Annotated in this window: 15 protein-coding genes, 15 tRNA genes and 1 pseudogene; 4 read left to right on the top strand and 27 right to left on the bottom strand. The window is 50.2% G+C overall.

Annotated features, from left to right (window positions below):
- The first annotated feature begins 46 nt into the window (after positions 1 to 46).
- Positions 47 to 397 carry a winged helix-turn-helix transcriptional regulator gene (locus tag EDM59_RS19965; RefSeq protein WP_281274582.1) on the top strand — a complete coding sequence of 117 codons (351 nt, stop codon included), beginning with the start codon at positions 47 to 49 and terminating at the stop codon, positions 395 to 397.
- A 327-nt stretch (positions 398 to 724) separates the two neighbouring features.
- Here the strand turns inward: EDM59_RS19965 and tpx are convergent, their stop codons facing one another.
- The 3 genes from tpx to EDM59_RS19950 form a co-directional block, all read right to left on the bottom strand.
- Positions 725 to 1,246: a thiol peroxidase gene (gene tpx, locus EDM59_RS19960; protein ID WP_092267522.1), complete on the bottom strand. Its 522-nt coding sequence runs from the start codon at positions 1,244 to 1,246 to the stop codon at positions 725 to 727.
- An 86-nt stretch (positions 1,247 to 1,332) separates the two neighbouring features.
- On the bottom strand, positions 1,333 to 1,866 hold the full coding sequence (locus EDM59_RS19955) for a hypothetical protein (RefSeq protein ID WP_122925236.1): 534 nt from the start codon (positions 1,864 to 1,866) through the stop codon (positions 1,333 to 1,335).
- 50 nt (positions 1,867 to 1,916) lie between these two features.
- Complete coding sequence (locus EDM59_RS19950; protein WP_122925235.1) at positions 1,917 to 2,348, bottom strand: gamma-glutamylcyclotransferase family protein; 432 nt, start codon at positions 2,346 to 2,348, stop codon at positions 1,917 to 1,919.
- A gap of 150 nt (positions 2,349 to 2,498) precedes the next feature.
- On the opposite strand from EDM59_RS19950, the gene pyc reads away from it, so the two are divergent.
- Positions 2,499 to 5,945 carry a pyruvate carboxylase gene (pyc, locus tag EDM59_RS19945; RefSeq protein ID WP_122925234.1) on the top strand — a complete coding sequence of 1,149 codons (3,447 nt, stop codon included), beginning with the start codon at positions 2,499 to 2,501 and terminating at the stop codon, positions 5,943 to 5,945.
- Between the two features lie 49 nt (positions 5,946 to 5,994).
- Positions 5,995 to 7,245 (top strand): flagellar cap protein FliD N-terminal domain-containing protein, encoded by a 1,251-nt coding sequence (locus tag EDM59_RS19940; RefSeq protein ID WP_122925233.1) that lies wholly within the window; start codon positions 5,995 to 5,997, stop codon positions 7,243 to 7,245.
- Between the two features lie 52 nt (positions 7,246 to 7,297).
- Here EDM59_RS19940 and ytfJ read toward each other — a convergent pair whose 3' ends face one another.
- The 9 genes and pseudogenes from ytfJ to EDM59_RS19895 all read right to left on the bottom strand — a co-directional run bounded on the left by ytfJ (position 7,298) and on the right by EDM59_RS19895 (position 14,162).
- Entirely contained in the window at positions 7,298 to 7,756 is a 459-nt protein-coding gene (ytfJ, locus tag EDM59_RS19935; RefSeq protein WP_122925232.1) for a GerW family sporulation protein, read from the bottom strand.
- A gap of 75 nt (positions 7,757 to 7,831) precedes the next feature.
- On the bottom strand, positions 7,832 to 8,494 hold the full coding sequence (locus EDM59_RS19930; RefSeq protein ID WP_122925401.1) for a DUF2953 domain-containing protein: 663 nt from the start codon (positions 8,492 to 8,494) through the stop codon (positions 7,832 to 7,834).
- A 66-nt stretch (positions 8,495 to 8,560) separates the two neighbouring features.
- A complete protein-coding gene (locus EDM59_RS19925) occupies positions 8,561 to 9,547 on the bottom strand; it encodes an S-layer homology domain-containing protein (RefSeq protein ID WP_122925231.1) in 987 nt (328 codons plus the stop codon).
- A gap of 158 nt (positions 9,548 to 9,705) precedes the next feature.
- Positions 9,706 to 10,353 (bottom strand): annotated as a pseudogene (gene sleB / locus EDM59_RS31450) (spore cortex-lytic enzyme).
- 114 nt (positions 10,354 to 10,467) lie between these two features.
- Positions 10,468 to 11,328, bottom strand: a complete 861-nt coding sequence (locus tag EDM59_RS19915; RefSeq protein ID WP_122925230.1) for a DUF421 domain-containing protein — start codon at positions 11,326 to 11,328, stop codon at positions 10,468 to 10,470.
- Between the two features lie 96 nt (positions 11,329 to 11,424).
- The gene (locus EDM59_RS19910; RefSeq protein WP_007717155.1) at positions 11,425 to 11,628 is read right to left on the bottom strand and encodes an alpha/beta-type small acid-soluble spore protein; all 204 of its coding nucleotides are present in this window, start codon (positions 11,626 to 11,628) and stop codon (positions 11,425 to 11,427) included.
- Positions 11,629 to 11,727: 99 nt separating this feature from the next.
- Positions 11,728 to 12,855, bottom strand: coding sequence for an MGDG synthase family glycosyltransferase (locus tag EDM59_RS19905; protein ID WP_122925229.1), 1,128 nt, complete (start codon positions 12,853 to 12,855; stop codon positions 11,728 to 11,730).
- Positions 12,855 to 13,442 (bottom strand): YkoP family protein, encoded by a 588-nt coding sequence (locus EDM59_RS19900; RefSeq protein ID WP_122925400.1) that lies wholly within the window; start codon positions 13,440 to 13,442, stop codon positions 12,855 to 12,857. Before EDM59_RS19900 ends, EDM59_RS19905 begins: the two co-directional genes overlap by 1 nt.
- A gap of 69 nt (positions 13,443 to 13,511) precedes the next feature.
- Positions 13,512 to 14,162, bottom strand: a complete 651-nt coding sequence (locus EDM59_RS19895) for a TerC family protein (protein WP_122925228.1) — start codon at positions 14,160 to 14,162, stop codon at positions 13,512 to 13,514.
- A 214-nt stretch (positions 14,163 to 14,376) separates the two neighbouring features.
- Here EDM59_RS19895 and EDM59_RS19890 point away from each other — a divergent pair, with 214 nt between their 5' ends.
- Positions 14,377 to 15,537 carry a sensor histidine kinase gene (locus EDM59_RS19890; protein WP_122925227.1) on the top strand — a complete coding sequence of 387 codons (1,161 nt, stop codon included), beginning with the start codon at positions 14,377 to 14,379 and terminating at the stop codon, positions 15,535 to 15,537.
- 292 nt (positions 15,538 to 15,829) lie between these two features.
- Here the strand turns inward: EDM59_RS19890 and EDM59_RS19885 are convergent.
- The 15 genes from EDM59_RS19885 to EDM59_RS19815 all read right to left on the bottom strand — a co-directional run bounded on the left by EDM59_RS19885 (position 15,830) and on the right by EDM59_RS19815 (position 17,496).
- Positions 15,830 to 15,903, bottom strand: a tRNA-Gly gene (locus tag EDM59_RS19885).
- Between the two features lie 12 nt (positions 15,904 to 15,915).
- Positions 15,916 to 16,003: transfer RNA gene (locus EDM59_RS19880), tRNA-Leu, on the bottom strand.
- Between the two features lie 25 nt (positions 16,004 to 16,028).
- Positions 16,029 to 16,105: transfer RNA gene (locus EDM59_RS19875), tRNA-Pro, on the bottom strand.
- Between the two features lie 51 nt (positions 16,106 to 16,156).
- Positions 16,157 to 16,233: transfer RNA gene (locus tag EDM59_RS19870), tRNA-Arg, on the bottom strand.
- Positions 16,234 to 16,236: 3 nt separating this feature from the next.
- A tRNA-Gly gene (locus EDM59_RS19865) sits at positions 16,237 to 16,312 on the bottom strand.
- Between the two features lie 28 nt (positions 16,313 to 16,340).
- Positions 16,341 to 16,427: transfer RNA gene (locus tag EDM59_RS19860), tRNA-Leu, on the bottom strand.
- A gap of 78 nt (positions 16,428 to 16,505) precedes the next feature.
- Positions 16,506 to 16,581 (bottom strand) — tRNA-Lys (locus EDM59_RS19855).
- Positions 16,582 to 16,594: 13 nt separating this feature from the next.
- Positions 16,595 to 16,679: transfer RNA gene (locus EDM59_RS19850), tRNA-Tyr, on the bottom strand.
- A 5-nt stretch (positions 16,680 to 16,684) separates the two neighbouring features.
- Positions 16,685 to 16,760: transfer RNA gene (locus EDM59_RS19845), tRNA-Thr, on the bottom strand.
- A 104-nt stretch (positions 16,761 to 16,864) separates the two neighbouring features.
- Positions 16,865 to 16,941 (bottom strand) — tRNA-Asp (locus EDM59_RS19840).
- A gap of 56 nt (positions 16,942 to 16,997) precedes the next feature.
- Positions 16,998 to 17,074: transfer RNA gene (locus EDM59_RS19835), tRNA-Met, on the bottom strand.
- Between the two features lie 9 nt (positions 17,075 to 17,083).
- Positions 17,084 to 17,159 (bottom strand) — tRNA-Val (locus EDM59_RS19830).
- Between the two features lie 83 nt (positions 17,160 to 17,242).
- Positions 17,243 to 17,316, bottom strand: a tRNA-Glu gene (locus tag EDM59_RS19825).
- A 24-nt stretch (positions 17,317 to 17,340) separates the two neighbouring features.
- Positions 17,341 to 17,416 (bottom strand) — tRNA-Thr (locus tag EDM59_RS19820).
- A 4-nt stretch (positions 17,417 to 17,420) separates the two neighbouring features.
- Positions 17,421 to 17,496: transfer RNA gene (locus EDM59_RS19815), tRNA-Asn, on the bottom strand.
- Between the last annotated feature and the right edge of the window lie 99 nt (positions 17,497 to 17,595).

The following is a 17,595-nucleotide window of genomic DNA, read 5'->3' as shown; positions in this document are numbered from 1 at the left end:
TGTAGGGTACTTACTTGAAAGTAAGCTTTGAGCAGGGAGGGATTGGATGGAAGCTGGGACAAAGGCAGCAATGGAGAGAAAATGTCCGATTGAAACGGTAATTCACGTGCTCGGCGGGAAGTGGAAGCCTACAATCTTATGGCTTTTGTTAGACTCCACCAAACGGTTCAGCGAGCTGGAGAAGCTGATTCCCGAGGTGACTCAGAAGATGCTAGCCCAGCATTTGCGAGAGCTGGAGAGCGATCAACTGGTGACACGGACGGTTTATCCATCGGTCCCCCCGAAAGTGGAATACGCGTTAAGTGATTATGGAAAGACGTTGGTGCCCGTGATGGAAATCATGTGCGAGTGGGGCGAAACCCATCAACGACCGGGCTTAAAGCAGGCTGTCCTGTAATCTGCAAATCCTAAGTAGAAGCGTTATTGTGCGAAATTGAGTAAAGACTCTCCAGTTATAGACTGGCCATAATAAACGAAACAGCGGCGAATTAAGACTTGAAAATAAAGTCTTAGACTCGCCGCTGTTTTATGAAGCTGTCGTTTAGACCTTTGCTTGTGTAGCAATTGTTCTACTCTCCATCTTCTCTCCGCCTCATGATTCATCGCCTCTCACCTTCTATCAATTTTATCGATAGTAGACAATTTACGCGAAATCCAAATGAAAAGCCCTCCTGCGCCGGATAGACGAAGAGGGCTTGGTTATTCCATCGATGTGCGATGAAATTTATTTTGCAGCTTGTGCAGCAGCGATCGCAGCTTCGTAGTTTGGATGCTCACCAGCAGCCGCAACATACTCAGCATGTACCACTTTGTCGTTTGCGTCGATAACGAAAACAGCGCGGGACAAGAGGCGGAATTCTTTGATTGCTACGCCATAGGCAGTACCAAAGGACAGGTCTTTGTGGTCAGACACGGTTTTCACCTTGTCGATACCAGCAGCACCGCACCAACGGTTTTGCGCGAAAGGCAGGTCAACGGAAACAGTCAGAACAGTTACACCGTCCAATTTCGCTGCTTCTTCGTTGAAACGGCGAGTTTGCGCATCGCAAACACCTGTGTCAATGGAAGGGATCACGGAGATGATGCGAACGGTTCCTTTGGAATCAGCCAAAGTTACTGGGTTCAGATCGCCACCTACTACTGTGAAATCAGGAGCAGTATCGCCCACTTTGATTTCTGGACCCACCAAAGTTACAGGGCCACCTTTGAATACGAATGCGCCTTGGCGCTCAACAGCTGTTGTCATGATTTCTTCCTCCTCACCAATCATTCATATGTACTTACTCATCATACCCTATCATTCACTTTTTTTCACTATGCCAATAGTAGAAATTACAGATTCAGCTGCACTTTTCCAGAGGAATTCGGCTCTACCTTTTCTATTCGCTTCACCTCATGCTCGTATTCCCAGTCGGTTTTCGCGTTCAGCTCATGGCAGCGCATCAGAGCGTGGTAGAGAGCGAAGCCAAAGTGAACGTTCTTCAATTCATAGCGATTGGCATGCGCTTTGGGTAAAGCCGTGTTGATGATGTGGATCTGGTAATTGGCTTTCTTCGTTTTTTGCTTGACCGGTACAATGTAACCCATTTGTTTCAGAACAAAGCCATAATCGAATTGTCCCTCGTCATCAAAATCAATCGTTTCATCCGAGGTAGCCAGATACTCCAGCAGTGTTCCCAAATCCAGCAAATCATAGCAGGCTGGCTTGGGCATGGAGAGAACAGAGCCGTCATTGTTGACAAAATAAATATGGTCACGGTAATGAAAGATCAGTTCGTCTTCTGGCACTTCGTCAGGAAACATCCAATGACTCGCCGGAATCAACAAGCGCCAGATTTGGGCAGGAGCCTCATTCAGCAGTTCCATGGCAGGGATCCCTCCTTTTTCCCTACCAGTTTTGGCAAAAGCACCTTCCCCTATTCAGCCAGCACATCCAGCATGTAACGGCGCCAATCGCCATCTTGGATACGCGTTCCCCATTGCTTCACGTATTCCGCATCCAGGTAGCGATATACATAAGCAATCACTTCTTCGCCTGTTTGCACCAGGACCGCCGTAACCTCGATTCGCTCGTACTCATTTCGCAAATCCTCTGGGCCAAAGTAAGTTTCCAGCTCGTCCAGAGCGCTTAGTGCCGCTTCATAGACTTCTGGGGAAAAGAGGAGAATCTCCCCTATTACGTCGTCATTTCCTGCGAGCAAGCCAGGATAGCCCTGTGGCAAGTGATAGACCTCCCCTTTGATTTTCGCTGGCAGGATCTCGCAGCCGTAGGGCTTTGCATATAAAGCATGGTTCATAAAGCCCTCCAGCAGAGTTCCGTACACAAAAACAGGCATCGTTTTGCTCATATTCACGGCTCCTATCCAGTTGGTCAACAGCTTGTATGAAAATAACGCTGTCTTCTCTACAAAGATTTTTGTATATTTAAACTATATATATTTTTCAAGTAATTTTAAGTTGTTTTTGGATTGGCGTAGATAAAAAAGGAGTGAGAGACCATGCAAAAGAGAAACATTAATCGATTACTGGTCGCAAACCGCGGAGAAATCGCGATCCGCATTTTCCGTGCGGCGACCGAGCTGGGGATCCGTACGGTAGCGATCTACTCGGAACAGGACAACGTCTCGATCCATCGTTTCAAAGCGGACGAATCCTACCTGGTAGGCGCAGGTAAAGGTCCAATCGAGGCCTACCTCGACATCGAGAGCATCATCGAAATTGCCAAGCGCAACGACATCGATGCCATTCACCCCGGCTATGGCTTCCTCGCAGAAAACGCTGAGTTTGCCCAGCGCTGCAGGGACGAAGGAATCATCTTCATCGGTCCGTCGCCTGAGCTGATCGAGAAGTTTGGCGACAAAGTCGAAGCGCGAAAACTGGCGATTGAAGCCAATATCCCCGTCATTCCTGGCACACCTGAGCCTATCGAATCTCTGCAGGAAGCGCTGCTCTTTGCCAAAGAATACGGCTACCCGATCATCATCAAAGGCGTATCCGGCGGCGGCGGTCGCGGTATGCGTATCGTTCGCAGCCAAGACGAGCTCCAGGACTCTTTGGATCGCGCCCGTTCGGAAGCCCGCTCCTCTTTTGGCAACGCAAAGGTTTACCTGGAGCGCTACCTCGAGCAGCCTAAACATATCGAAGTACAAATTCTGGGCGACAACCACGGAAACATCGTGCACCTCTTCGAACGTGACTGCTCTGTCCAGCGCCGCCATCAAAAAGTCGTAGAAGTTGCTCCTAGCTTGTCTTTGGATGACGCCTTGCGCCAAGAAATCTGCCAGGCTGCCTTGACCTTGATGCAGAAAGCCGACTATTCCAATGCCGGTACCGTCGAGTTCCTGCTCACGCCTGACAAGCGCTTTTACTTTATTGAGGTCAACCCTCGCATCCAGGTGGAGCATACCATCACAGAGCTGATTACAGGCATCGACATCGTACAGGCGCAGATCCGTGTAGCCGAGGGCCATGTCCTCTCTGACGTCGAGATCGGCATCGCCTCTCAGGATGCCATCTCCATGAACGGCTACGCCATCCAGTGTCGTGTGACGACAGAGGATGCGGAGAACAACTTCCTGCCTGACGCAGGTCGTCTTCTGGCTTGGCGCTCCGGTGGCGGCTTCGGTGTTCGCCTCGATGGCGGAAACGGGTACCCTGGTGCCATTATTACACCTTTTTACGATTCGCTGCTCGTCAAAATTTCGACGTACGGAGCAAGCTTTGATCAGGCTGCTCGCAAAATGCTGCGGACCTTGCGCGAGTTCCGCATTCGCGGAGTAAAAACCAACCTGCCCTTCCTGGAAAACGTCGTGACTCATCCCGATTTCCTGAGCGGCAGCTACGACACTTCCTTCATTGACACCAAACCAGAGCTGTTTGTTTTCCCGGGCCGTCAAGACCGTGGTACCAAGCTGCTCTCCTACATCGGGAACACCATTGTAAACGGACATCCCGGACTCGGCAAGCCGGAGAAAAAACCGCACTTCGACTCGCCGCGTATCCCGCGTACACCGTACAGCCAGCCTTATCCGGAAGGCACCAAGCAAATCTTGGACCGCGAAGGCGCAGACGGACTCGTACGTTGGATCAAGGATCAGAAGCAGGTGCTGGTCACGGATACGACGTTCCGCGACGCTCATCAATCTCTGTTTGCCACTCGCGTTCGTACGTACGATCTCGCTTCCGTTGCTGAAGCTACCGGAAAGCTTGGAGCTGACCTGTTCTCCCTCGAAATGTGGGGTGGCGCTACGTTTGACACAACCATGCGCTTCTTGCAGGAGTCTCCATGGGAGCGGCTGCAGATTTTGCGTCAGCGCATCCCTAATGTTTTGTTCCAAATGCTGTTGCGCGGGGCAAATGCCGTTGGCTATACGAACTATCCCGACAACGTCATCCAATCGTTCGTTAAAGCTTCTGCTGAAAATGGCATCGATGTCTTCCGCATCTTCGACAGCCTGAACTGGCTGCCAGGTATGCAAACGGCGATCGAAGCCGTGCGCGACACCGGAAAAATCGCCGAAGCTTCGATCTGCTATACAGGGGATATTCTCGATCCTGCGAAAACCAAATATACACTCGCCTACTACGTGAATCTGGCAAAAGAGCTGGAAAAGGCCGGAGCGCACATCCTCGCGATCAAAGACATGGCTGGACTTCTCAAGCCTTACGCCGCCTATGAGCTCGTGAGCGCCCTGAAGCAGGAAATCGACATCCCGATCCACCTGCATACGCATGACACCTCTGGAAACGGTGCTGCGATGCTGCTCAAGGCGATCGAAGCCGGTGTTGATATCGTCGATGCTTGCGTCAGCTCGATGTCCGGTCTGACCTCTCAGCCAAGCTTGAACGGTCTGATCGCGAGCCTCGCCCACACGGAGAGAGACAGCAAGCTCTCGCTGGATGCTTTCAACAAACTCTCCGACTACTGGGAAGATGTTCGCCCGTACTACCAAGGCTTCGAAAGCGGTATGAAAGCAAGCAACACCGAGGTATACGTACACGAGATGCCAGGCGGGCAGTACACCAACCTCGAGCAGCAGGCCAAAGCGGTCGGTTTGGAAGGTCGTTGGGAAGAGGTCAAGCATATGTATGCGGTCGTCAATCAGATGTGCGGCGATATCGTCAAAGTGACACCGTCCTCTAAAGTAGTAGGAGACCTCGCCTTGTTTATGGTACAGAACAACCTGACAGAGGAAAACATTTGGGAAAAAGGTGCGCGCCTCGACTTCCCGGATTCCGTCATTCAGTTCTTCCAAGGTTATTTGGGCCAACCACCAGGGGGCTTCCCGAAACAGCTGCAGGAACTCGTGCTGAAAGGCCGCGATGCTTTCACCGCACGTCCAGGCGAACTGTTGGCACCTGTCAATTTCACTCAAGTCGCAGCAGAGCTGGAAGAAAAGATCGGGCGCGAACCGGATGAACTCGATGTGCTCTCCTACATCATGTATCCGCAGGTGTACCTGCAGTTCGACCAACGGATGAAGGAATATGGCGATCTCTCCGTCCTGAATACTTCCACCTTCTTCTACGGGCTGCGTCCAGGGGAAGAAACAGCCATTACGATCGAGCGAGGAAAAACGCTCATCATCAAGCTGGTTGCGGTAGGGGAACTCCATCCCGATGGCCGCCGCATCATTTACTTCGAGCTGAATGGGCAGCCACGCGAAATTTTCGTACGTGACCAATCTGCGGTAGTCAGCGAACAGGTACGACGCAAGGCAGATGCTCAAAATCCATCACACCTGGGCGCATCGATGCCAGGAAAGGTGTTGAAGGTCCTTGTAGCTGAGGGTGACAAGGTGCGTAAAGGCGAACATCTTTTGGTCAGCGAGGCCATGAAAATGGAGACGACCATCCAGGCACCTGCAGATGGCAAAGTCAAATCCGTCTACGTCAAAGCGGGAGAAGCTATCGAAACAGGCGATCTCCTCATTGAAATGGAATAAAGATCCACTATAATGGGTGTAGAACTATTGAACGTAGGAGGTGACCGGCATGAGAGTGAACCGGATCAGCCATATCCCGTACAGCCATCGCGTTGGCCGCTACCATTTCCAGATGGTACAAGCAAAACTGACGGCACCTGTCGATCCGATCATCAGCTACAGCCTTCAGCCGTTCTACACCCGTGAACAGCAATGGATGACGGAACTTTCCGACTCTCTCTCGCGCCTGTACCGCTATTCTGCTGATTTGGATAGAGCGGCCCGCCAGTTCGATCCCGAGCGTCCGAGCAGTGCTGTCAGCAAACGCTTGGCCATCAGCTCTGACCCTGAAACAGCAACGGCTCAAGCACAGGCGCATGCCAAGACCGGAGTGTATCGGCTCGATGTTGCCAGCTTGGCGAATGCCCAAGCCAACAAAGGAAAAATGGCAGAAGCGGCCTCTCTCACCTCTGTAGCAGAAGGTCAGCAGCAGTTTTTCGTCGTGACGGAAAATCAGGAGGATTCGTACACCTTTTATTCTGCTGCCACCGATACGCATGGTCAAAGCATCCAGAGGATGGCGGAAGCACTGGGAAGTCAAGGGTCTTTGCTTTCCACGCGAATCGAATCGCAGGGAGACCAGCAAGCGCTCATTCTCGAAAGCAAAACTACGGGAAAAGAGAACGCCTTTGCCATACAGGATCAAAAAGGAAATAGCGTCCGGGCACTTGGCGTTCATAAGGTGAGTGTCCCAGCACGAGATGCGGTATTCTTTTTGGATGGGGTGAAGCGCTCCTCCGCAAATAACCAGGTCCTGATCGGGAACGGTGAGGTTCGCGTGTCTATGCACCAAAAAGGAGCCAGCCCTGTATCGATTACGGTCGTGCCTGATCACGACGGACTCCTGCAGCATACACGCTTACTGGTAGATCGCTTTAATCGGCTTCACGCCTTCCTACAGGAAAAGAAAAACACCTTGATTCATGAAAGACTGGAGACATTTGAGCGGATTTCTCAAGCTGCAGACAGTAGCTTGAACCGCTACGGAATCCGCTTGCAGTCGGACGGTCAGATGGAGCTGCAAGAAGAGGTGTTTCAGGAAGAGGTTGCCCAGTACCACGATCAGTTTGTCCAGGACATGCGCGGTTTGGCCCAGCAATTTCGGGAAGAAGCCATACGGGTGCAAACCAAGCCCCTTGGAGCGTTTTCCCAGCCCTTTGAAGATGCGGCAAGCCGCCAGCCCTATGCTTCGCTTTCGACCTCCAGCTTCCGCTATCTTCATGTGGTGAACACAGGCTTGTTTATCAATCTACTCTTTTAAAACAAAAACAGGTACACCCCTTCTGTGGATGTACCTGTTTTTTTGCTCGCTATCAGCTTCGTTCCATGAGATCCTCGAGGTCGCTTTCCTCTACTCGAGCCACCACGGTGGTGGAATGAAGAGCGGTGTCATCCTTTTTGCTGAGCATCGATTGCAGCTTGTCCACAAACTGTGGAACAGAGTCCAGTATCCGATCGTACAGATGCGTCGAATTTTCCAGTGGGATGGAGCGGATTCCCTGTTTCCCTACGACGAGAAACGCAACGGGCGTAATGGAAACGCCTCCCCCGCTACCACCGCCAAAGGGATAGCCGATTGCACCTGGGTGATCGCGATCGTACTGAAATTCACTCCCCCCTGCTGCGAAGCCGAACCCCACTTTGGAGATCGGCAGAATCACGCTGCCGTCCGGTGTCTCCACTGGATCTCCAATGATCGTATTGACATCGACCATTTGCTTGATATTTTCCATCGCCGTTCGCATTAAGCCTTGAATGGGGTGGTCTGCCAAGTTCCTTCCTCCTTTCGATCTTCCGCATTCTTTAACATGCCCTAAAAACTTTGGAGCATGTACGACTCATGCCCTCTACGCCTCAGAGGGTGCCGTCCGCCACTTTCGCGAGCGCCCCTTCCGCAGCTGGAGGAACAATCGAAAGACAACCCAAAAGATGTGGCCTAGGATCACGTGGAGCTCGCACTGAAACTGAGTTCGAATAAACGCTTGGTTCCAGACGGGCTGTACACTCAAGCTGGGAATGATGCGCAAGGAAATGGCGTTGGAAATAGCGCCGATGATCATGCTTTTGACTGCCCAGATGATACCGGTGAGTGCACCTGTCTCTGACGCTTGCCCCGCCCCCATCACGGTATGCCATACCAGGCGTGTGCAGTGGATTCGTCTAAGAAACTGTTTCATTAGCGGCTGCATGTCATGAACTCTTTCCAGCACTTCCCTGTAGTTGTGATACCATTTGTTCACCTGCTTGCGCGTCAGGTCCTTTACTTTGTCTTTGGTCTTCGTTTTCTGCTGCACCGTTTCCACTTTTGCTACGACTTCTGGTCCTTCCTCTGTTGCCTTCATAAAAACCATGGGTATTTCGTATTTCCTGCGAATCAATCGATACCACGCAGACAGCTCTACAACGATATGATCATTCTCCCCCACGCGCCCGTAGTACAGGTGGATTTGGACAGGAGTAATCAAGAGCATCAGAAAAAGAAAAAGGACGATACCGATCAACCAGCTCACAAAAAATCCCACCCTTTCCCCCATAGTATGAGTGGAAAGAGTGGGTAATATGTCCAGCAATCGTCATTAATCCAGAATGTAAACGTTCACGCCCTGCTTCATTCCGTAGCTTTGTGCTTGCTGGAGTGTTGGCAAGTAGAGATCTACATGTCGCTGCTTTACGGCACCGCCAATGTCTGCGGCAACGGCATAGCCGTAGCCCTCGATGTACAAGTGAGTGCCTAGCGGGATGACATTGGGATCCACTGCTACAACTCCCTTGCGCAAAGGGTATTCCAGATAAGATAACGTGGTTGGGTCACTTGCATATGTGTAGGCAGTAGTCTGAACCGTTAGCCGTTCCCGAAAGGACGTACCGTTTGCCAATTGGTTAGCACTTGCTGTCTTCGCTGCTTTTGGCGTGAGCAAATGCAGCGAAGCGTACGTCGCCGCCTCGGCCCTCGTGATCAGCGTCTGTGGCTTGAGTGTCCCGTCTCCATATGGACTTACCAGGCGGTTCTCCAATGCGTAAACGAGCGGCCGTTGGTACGCCTGCTGCACACTGTTTCCGTCCTGATAGGTAGCCAAGGCTTGTACGGTGGTAGACCACTTCACCTGATTTACCGCTCCACTTTGCCCCATGGAACGAACCAGGATAGACACCATCTCTTCTCGCTCCACAGGCTGGTTCGGATTCAGGTAGACTTGATTGCCCTTCTTTTGTCCATGAACGATTCCCAATTCGTACGCCGTATTTGCATAGGGAGCCAGCCAGCTGTTCGCTGGAACATCAGCGAAAGAAGATTCTGCCGATTTCAAGGGCTCAATTCCCTTTGCTTTTACGAACATCGTGATGAGCTCGCCTAGTGTGACAGGGTCATTTGGTCGGAAATCTTGCATCTGACCAACTGCTCCTGCTATGTAAAGTTTTTCAATATCTTTTTCTGCCCAATGACCTGCAATGTCTACATACGGTGGAGTAGAAGTTTCCGTTTCGTTCGTCTTTGCCTCTACAGCTGGCGCCCCCATGATCATCATGGCTGCCAGTGAGGCCAGGATCCATGCCTTCCTCATCATCGCCCTCCGATATTTTGATATGCACATCTTTCATATCATTTTAGCGGATCTCCCTGCAAAAACAACGCACAATTCTTGCCATTTCGCTGGAAAAAAGAAAAGGCCCTTGAACATATGACCGTTTCGTCATTTGCAAGAGCTCCTTTTCCTGTTATTTATCGAGCAAAAATATGCTTTCCGATTTTCTTAATCTGCGGGCGTGACCAGATCCAGTCAGACGTTGCTGTATCTGGGTTGAAGTAGTAGAGAGCCCCGTTTGTTGGGTCCCATCCTCTTACGGCATCCCAGGCAGCACGATAAGCCGTTTTGTTCGGCGTCATCCAGAATTGTCCATCGTCTACAGCGGTAAAAGCGTATGGTTCGAAAATGACACCGTTAATGGTGTTGGGGAAGTCGCTGGAGCGCAGTCGGTTCATCGCGACTGCTGCAACTGCTACTTGTCCCTCGTATTTTTCTCCACGAGCCTCTGCATAAACGAGCTGTGCCAGAAGCTGCATTTCTTTTTGGTTCACGCTGACTCTTTTCAGTGTTCTTCACGTCTTGTTGCCCACTACGCCATCTGCAGGCAGCCCGTAATTACGTTGAAACTGTTTCACCGCATGGATAGTGTCAGACCCATAGATGCCATCCAGTTTTTCATCGTAATAGCCTAACATCTGCAAACGATATTGCAAATCCCACACGTCTCCGTTGACGCTTCCTTGTTTTAGTTGCGTTGCTGCAAACGCTTCGTTGGGCGTCACAATCGCTATGGCCAATATTGCCAGCAGCAGGGTAGTCAGCGTTTTTTTCATCCACCACATGAACATCCCCTCCTTCGCAAACATTCTACAAGCTGGCGAAAGAAGGTTCAATTCAAGCATTTTACCAGATGCGGCAAACCATACCTCTAGCAGGAAGGACTATTGACTCTGCTGTCAATGCTTGTATTGAGGCTGAATCTGCTTCAGGATTTCCTCCAGCTTCGCAGCATTATCCTTGTATTTGGCTTGCAGCTTGGAGTTTTGCTCAGCATTGGCTTGCTGTTCCAAATCTTGAAGGCATTGCTTGAGCGTTTCATAGGTTTCCTGAATTTGCGGCTTCTTCTTGCTTCCCCCCGCATCACTGACGTAATCGAGATAGAGGTTCCCCGATTCGTCCACTTGTCCTAAAAAGACATCCTGCAGCGTCTTGTTGCGCTTCTTCAGCTGTGTTTCCAGCCAAGTCTGGTCCTTCCCTAACGCCGCCAAAGGAACGGGCATAATTTTCCCATCCATAATGACGGTTTGTGGAGGCTTTGCCGACGCAACATTCAGCTTCAGCTGACTAGGGGTTACGGGTAGCTGTTCTGTCTTCAGTTGAACAGTAAGCTCACCGCTCGTTTCCATCAAGGCAAATTCCACATCCGCCACCCGAAACACATTTTTGACCCGCAGCTGTTCTAACAGATCTTCTGCCGTAAGCTTTTCTTTGGCGAGATTGCCCTCCAATATCTTGCCATCCTGAATCACAATCGTTGATTTGCCTTCCATCAGGTCCCGATACCATTTGCTTTTCAACGACAGCCACTCACTAAGTGCCGGAAACACAGCGAAAATCGTCAGTGCGATCAAACTGTGAAAAATGGGGCCATCCATTTCCGTGGCCATGAAGGCTGCGATAGACCCGATGGTAATCCCGACTATGTATTCGATATAAGTCAGCTGCCGTATCTGTCTTTTGCCAATCAGCTTGGTTAAGAGAAACAAATAGACGAGTGCTCCAATCGATCGCAACGCTATATTCAGCCAGTCAGGCATGCTTTTTCCTCCTAACGGTTATGCATGGTACGAAGATTTTCTGTACGTTAAAAAGGAAAGACACCCGCAGGTGCCTTTCCCCATCCAGCTATTCAATTAGCCGCGACCAGCCAATTGTTGTTCAGCGAAGGAGACAAGACGTTTAGTAATCTCTCCACCAACTGAACCGTTTTGACGGGATGTGGTGTCAGGTCCAAGCTGAACTCCGAATTCGGAAGCGATTTCGTACTTCAGTTGGTCCAGAGCTTGGTTCGCTTGTGGAACCACCAGGTTGTTACTGGATCTGTTGTTGTTAGCCATCTGTGTATCACCTCCTCGTCGTTAGTAGCTTTAATATGTGTGAAGGAGCAGATGTTCATTCGTGTTAACCTTAATTTTTTTCAATTCCAATTTATTACTTTATAACCCCAGCAGATATTCCGCTGTCTGCCTGGCCGCTTCCGGCCTGCGCACTTGCTCTATTTTCTCAATCTCTTTCTGCCCCTCCAGACGAATTCTCCACCGATTCAGGGTCTCTCGGATTTCCATCGGAGTATTGGCCACTGCTGCTGCTTGATTGTGTCTGAGAAAGGCACTATTTCGCCTCTCCTGACCGGGAAGCGGCTTGTACAAAAGCAGCGGCGTTTTTAAGGCCAACGCTTCTGCACAAGTAATTCCACCCGGCTTTGAGATGTACACGTCGGCTGCAGAGATCCATTGCCACATTTGAGACTCATAGCCCCTGATCAAAATATGATGCCGGAGATCTGGCGTTTTTTGCTGCCAGTCATCTAGCTGTCTCTTCAGCTTGGCATTTTTTCCGGTCACCACGATAATCTGGAGCGGCTCCTGTATACGTACCAGCTCCTGCAGCACTTCCGCAATCCCCCCATATCCCCCTTCTCCGCCGCTGACGAGAACGGTAAACCTCTCAGGAGATAGCCCCAGTGCCGCCCTCCAGGTGGGCTTGTCCCTTTCTCCAGCCGCACGAAAAGCAGGTCGCACCGGGATTCCGTGGACCTGGATTTTATCGGCATGCACCTGAAAGTCTCTCTTCAACACTTCCGCAAGCTGTTCATGCGCTACCACATACGTGTCGATCTGCGGGTGTACCCAAAAATGATTCACATGAAAATCCGTAGGAATACTCACCAAGTGAAAAGGGGCATCCATTTCCCGCTTCGCTCTCGCCAGTGCCGACAAGCAGTATGCATGCGTTGCTATCACTACATGTGGCTGCTCTTTCTTCAGCAATTCGCGGGTCAATTTCCGCGAGAGCCACCAAGCAAGCGGCTTTTGCAAAGAGGTGCTCCATAGCTGCTCGCGTTCATAGATACGCTGCCATAGCGGAGGCGCTAAACGGAGCATCCCCAGATAAAAAAAACGGGACAGCTCCCTCAAAGCGGGACTGGCCGTCTCTAATCCGCCTACAAGTTTTGCTGAATCCACACCTGCACTGGCGCTTAGCTCCTCTACCAAAGCCTCTGCTGCCATTCTGTGCCCGCTTCCCGCCCACTCTTCTGTCACAACCAGAAATCGCTTCCCCATCAGTGTAAATCTCCTAGAGGGGAGGGATTTTGCGATCCGTACCTTTCCAGCAGGGACTCCTTCGACATGTACACGCGTTTTAACGGCATGTCTTGCTTCCAGCTTTGCACCCGCTTCTTTCCATCCGGATGAATGAAACGCAGCAGCAGACGTAAATACCAGCGCTTATAGCGGAAATACCCGTTCATCGGCACGTCCGAAATGGAAAACCCCAAGGGCTGAACACCTTTATGCAGCATCGTAGTACCGACGATCCCCTTGATTTTTTCCTTTTCATCCATGCTTTCCAGATAGCCCGCCAATTTCGGTAGAGAAAGCATGATGTGGCGCCTCAGCAGCAACGCCAGCCTCAGGTCGTCCTTTACCCCTTTGCATAAGGTAGCAAAGTAATAGTTATGGATATGGATTTTCACGATCCAATCACCGCGGTTGATTACCTGATGATCCGTCGTAACCAATGTCTCGCCTCGATAACGAAGCAGAACAACGCGGAAGATGTTGGCTCCTTTTTCTATGTAGCGAAGCCGTGTACAGCGTTGATATACATCGTCCCACAACCCCCAGAGCATCAAGAGGCTCGAATTCATCTGCATCCGGATCCTTTCTGGACATGTTTTTAAGTAGTATGCCCCAGAATGCAGCCCCCTCATTACCAGCTACGCCCTTTTTATGCGTCCCCACACCATCACGAGGAGTGCCACAATGACGGGAAGCCACATATGGTTCAGCATGAGAGGATTCACCCATTTCCATACATAGGGATCCTCTAGGCACATCTCTACTGCCGTGAATGCCAGAACCCCCCCTCCGACGATCACCAGCCAGTTGAAGCGATTCATCAATCGAGCAACAAACGCACTCCCCCACATCAACAGCGGAATGCTCATCAAGAGCCCCAGAATCACCAGCCACAAATCTCCGTGAGCTGCCCCCCCTACTGCCAGAACATTATCCAGGCTCATCACAAAATCGGCGAGAATGATGGTTCGGACGGCTTGCCCCACGTTCTGATTGCGCGACACCTCTGCCAGCTCTTCGCTTTCCCCTATCATCAGCTTGCATGCGATCCATAGTAACAAGAACCCGCCTATCGCTTTGACTAGCGGAATATCTAGCATCCAGGTTGTCAAGCTTGTCAGTAATACGCGCAGCAGAATGGCTCCGAGTGTTCCGTACAGGACGGCTTTCTTTCTATCTTTGTTTGGCAGCCCTCGGCAGGCCATCCCGATCACAACTGCATTGTCACTGCTGAGTACGAGATCGATCATAAAAATATGTACCAGTCCCAGCCAAAAATGCTCCTCCATCCCTGCCTCCCCTGGTCCACCAAAAGTCTGTCCATTCTACTTTATGCGACTAGAATCGGACTCATGATTAAAGATTTTTCCGAAATAGGGAACTTTTTAGCGGATTTTGTAGATAAAAACTTCCATAAAAAAACATTTTATTGCGAATTTAGGAGAATTATACCTTGTCTTTCCGTGCCCTTATCCCTTACGATTTTAGTGGGGTGGATAAGAGATGGTGGAAACTGTGACGCTAAATTTATTTAACGTTTCTAGGAAAATTTTAGATATGGCACCAAGTATTACCACGGTGTGGATGCAAGAAATTGTTCGCAGTATGGAAATTCCTGTAACAATCCCCCGCGATTTTGCGGAAAAGCGTACAGTTCTCTTAGCTCGTTATCTGGTGGAAAATGTGGATCACGATATGCAAGCTTGGTCACTGGATATGGGAGAGTGGCTGCGTTCGCAGGAATTCCCCTTCTCCTCCATTTTGCGTACGTATCAGATCTATCGAAATGTATTTTGGCGTGTGCTGCAGCCAGAACTGCACCAGTGGTCGTTGTCTCCAAGCGATATGCTCTATTTGGAGACACAGCTCGGGAAAGCCATGGATGAAAGTGTCTTTTGGGCCGTCTACCATTTTGAGCAAATGATGAATGAAGAGCTGGTTCAAAAAGAAGAAACCATATCCTATCTGCACAACGATAAATTGACGATGCTGGGGAAAATCGCAGCAAACATGGCACATGAACTGCGGAACCCGCTATGTGCCATTGAAGGGTTCTTAAAGCTGATCGGTGAGTCAACCAAGGAGCAGGCCAAGCTGCAGTCTTACATTCAGGTGGTCATGCACGAATTTGAAAACTTGCACCGGCAGTTAACCGGATTTTTGAGTTTCTCGAAAAAACCGATCTTGGATGAAATCTTCAAGACCGTTCAAGTAGAAAATCTTTTTGAAGAAGTGGAATTACTCATCACTCCCCGATTACTAGGAGAAAACATACGCTTTGAAAAACTAATCCACCCCTGCTCACTTGCATGTTATGAAGAAGGTCTGAAGCAAGTCATCGTCAATCTGTTAAACAACGCGATTGACGCTGTACAACATCGACCAGACAAGTGTATTAGCGTCATCGCCACGTCATCGGATGGATGGCTGTATTTGAGCGTGGAGAATAACGGAGAAATGATCCCAGCCGAGATCGTCGAGAGCCTGTTTCAACCGTTTTTTACTACCAAACAAAACGGGACAGGCATAGGACTTTCTATATGTAAAAATATTATTGAGAAGCATAATGGAACCATCCACTGTGATTCAAACGAGAAGCGGACGCGCTTTGTTGTCTCGTTACCCATCACCACTGCCGAGCCTACCGAACAGTCTGTCTCCTGACGATGGCCGAGCATGAAAAAAGCCTCCTGAAATCAGGAGGCGATGCAAGAGATCCGTTACCTATTGTGTTGGTAAGCGATCTATATTTACTCTACACGAAAACATATGTTTCTACCACTGAAATGATTAGACACACTTCGACACTCTCCTGGATCTGCAAAGCTGTATGTACGTCTACGGCGATGCAGATCCTTTTTGTGTTAGCGTCTTTTGCTGACTCGTTAGGACATCTGCTCAGGATAGGAATAGAAAAAAACAGAGAGCTGCTTAGCCTCCCTGTTCTCTATTCATATGGAGCGGGTGATGGGAATCGAACCCACGCGACCAGCTTGGAAGGCTGGAGTTCTACCATTGAACTACACCCGCGTGTAATTGTAATGGTGCCGAGGACCGGACTTGAACCGGTACGGGAGAAACTCCCGACAGATTTTAAGTCTGTTGCGTCTGCCCATTCCGCCACCCCGGCAACTCAGAAAGATCTGGGCAAATCATGGTCGGGAAGACAGGATTCGAACCTGCGACCCCTTGGTCCCAAGCCAAGTACTCTACCAAGCTGAGCTACTTCCCGACTATTCAATATAACCTATCTTATCATAATCTTTCCTATTCGGAAAGATAGTGGCGTGCCCTGAGAGATTCGAACTCCCGACCTTTTGATTCGTAGTCAAACGCTCTATCCAGCTGAGCTAAGGGCACATATGGAGCGGACGAAGGGTCTCGAACCCTCGACCTTCGCCTTGGCAAGGCGACGCTCTACCAATTGAGCTACGTCCGCATGTGATTTGTAGTTGATGGGGTTTGTTTGGTGCGGTCGAGAGGACTTGAACCTCCACGGTGTTGCCACCACTAGAACCTGAATCTAGCGCGTCTGCCAATTCCGCCACGACCGCATAGTAAGATATCGGGTTCCCCGAAAATTATTTAGAATGTGCTACAACGGCACGATTCACTTTTTGGGGAATAAATACTGGTGAGCCATGAAGGACTCGAACCTTCGACCCTCTGATTAAAAGTCAGATGCTCTACCAACTGAGCTAATGGCTCTCAAAAATAAAACTGGTGGGGAGAGACGGATTCGAACCGCCGAACCCAGAGGGAGCAGATTTACAGTCTGCCGCGTTTAGCCACTTCGCTATCTCCCCACAAATGGTGCCGGCAATAGGACTTGAACCCACAACCCCCTGATTACAAGTCAGGTGCTCTACCAATTGAGCTATACCGGCGTACTCATATATTTTACCAAATCATTCATCTACAATCAATAGCTTTTTTCATTTTCAGTGAAAAAGATTCATTCAGATGAATGTGTGCCATCTCTTTTTGAAGATGGCGGAGCTGACGGGACTCGAACCCGCGACCTCCGGTGTGACAGACCGGCGTGAACTCCAACTTCACCACAGCTCCATAGCTTGTTGTACACTATGTGTACTTCTTGTCTCCTTTTGCTACCAGGAGAAATTTGGTTGCGGGAGCAGGATTTGAACCTGCGACCTTCGGGTTATGAGCCCGACGAGCTACCGAGCTGCTCCATCCCGCGACGATATTATGGTGGAGGCTGACGGGATCGAACCGCCGACCCTCTGCTTGTAAGGCAGATGCTCTCCCAGCTGAGCTAAGCCTCCACGTTTCCCCACAAAGTGACGGTATGCTCTGGAGCATATTCCGAGTACTTTGCGGGGCCCCAACAACTAGTGCGGGTGATAGGTGACCCGTAGGGGATTCGAACCCCTGTATGACAGCGTGAAAGGCTGCTGTGTTAAACCGCTTCACCAACGGGCCATAAGATTTTGGGATAAGTGTTCATGGTGCTCCCGACAGGAATCGAACCTGCGACCTCTTCCTTACCATGGAAACGCTCTACCGACTGAGCTACAGGAGCGAAGTGGCTCCTCGGGACGGACTCGAACCGCCGACCGATCGGTTAACAGCCGATTGCTCTACCAACTGAGCTACCGAGGAACGTTTGAAGGATTCGTACCTTCAAAACTGGAACTGCATGTTTGCTAAGTATGTGTGGATAAGTCCTCGACCGATTAGTATTCGTCAGCTCCACGTGTT

Source organism: Brevibacillus nitrificans (genome assembly GCF_003710965.1).
Taxonomy (GTDB): domain Bacteria; phylum Bacillota; class Bacilli; order Brevibacillales; family Brevibacillaceae; genus Brevibacillus; species Brevibacillus centrosporus.
The sequence above is the reverse complement of the archived record's forward strand: the minus strand, read 5'-3'. Positions and strand labels throughout refer to the sequence as shown.

What these genes read in the sequence shown, in the direction of transcription:
- EDM59_RS19965 (WP_281274582.1), top strand. Translation starts at nt 47, where the DNA reads ATGGAAGCTGGGACAAAGGCAGCAATGGAGAGAAAATGTCCGATTGAA.
- tpx (WP_092267522.1), bottom strand. Translation starts at nt 1,246, where the DNA reads ATGACAACAGCTGTTGAGCGCCAAGGCGCATTCGTATTCAAAGGTGGC.
- EDM59_RS19955 (WP_122925236.1), bottom strand. Translation starts at nt 1,866, where the DNA reads ATGGAACTGCTGAATGAGGCTCCTGCCCAAATCTGGCGCTTGTTGATT.
- EDM59_RS19950 (WP_122925235.1), bottom strand. Translation starts at nt 2,348, where the DNA reads ATGAGCAAAACGATGCCTGTTTTTGTGTACGGAACTCTGCTGGAGGGC.
- pyc (WP_122925234.1), top strand. Translation starts at nt 2,499, where the DNA reads ATGCAAAAGAGAAACATTAATCGATTACTGGTCGCAAACCGCGGAGAA.
- EDM59_RS19940 (WP_122925233.1), top strand. Translation starts at nt 5,995, where the DNA reads ATGAGAGTGAACCGGATCAGCCATATCCCGTACAGCCATCGCGTTGGC.
- EDM59_RS19925 (WP_122925231.1), bottom strand. Translation starts at nt 9,547, where the DNA reads ATGAGGAAGGCATGGATCCTGGCCTCACTGGCAGCCATGATGATCATG.
- EDM59_RS19915 (WP_122925230.1), bottom strand. Translation starts at nt 11,328, where the DNA reads ATGCCTGACTGGCTGAATATAGCGTTGCGATCGATTGGAGCACTCGTC.
- EDM59_RS19910 (WP_007717155.1), bottom strand. Translation starts at nt 11,628, where the DNA reads ATGGCTAACAACAACAGATCCAGTAACAACCTGGTGGTTCCACAAGCG.
- EDM59_RS19905 (WP_122925229.1), bottom strand. Translation starts at nt 12,855, where the DNA reads ATGGGGAAGCGATTTCTGGTTGTGACAGAAGAGTGGGCGGGAAGCGGG.
- EDM59_RS19900 (WP_122925400.1), bottom strand. Translation starts at nt 13,442, where the DNA reads ATGAATTCGAGCCTCTTGATGCTCTGGGGGTTGTGGGACGATGTATAT.
- EDM59_RS19895 (WP_122925228.1), bottom strand. Translation starts at nt 14,162, where the DNA reads ATGGAGGAGCATTTTTGGCTGGGACTGGTACATATTTTTATGATCGAT.
- EDM59_RS19890 (WP_122925227.1), top strand. Translation starts at nt 14,377, where the DNA reads ATGGTGGAAACTGTGACGCTAAATTTATTTAACGTTTCTAGGAAAATT.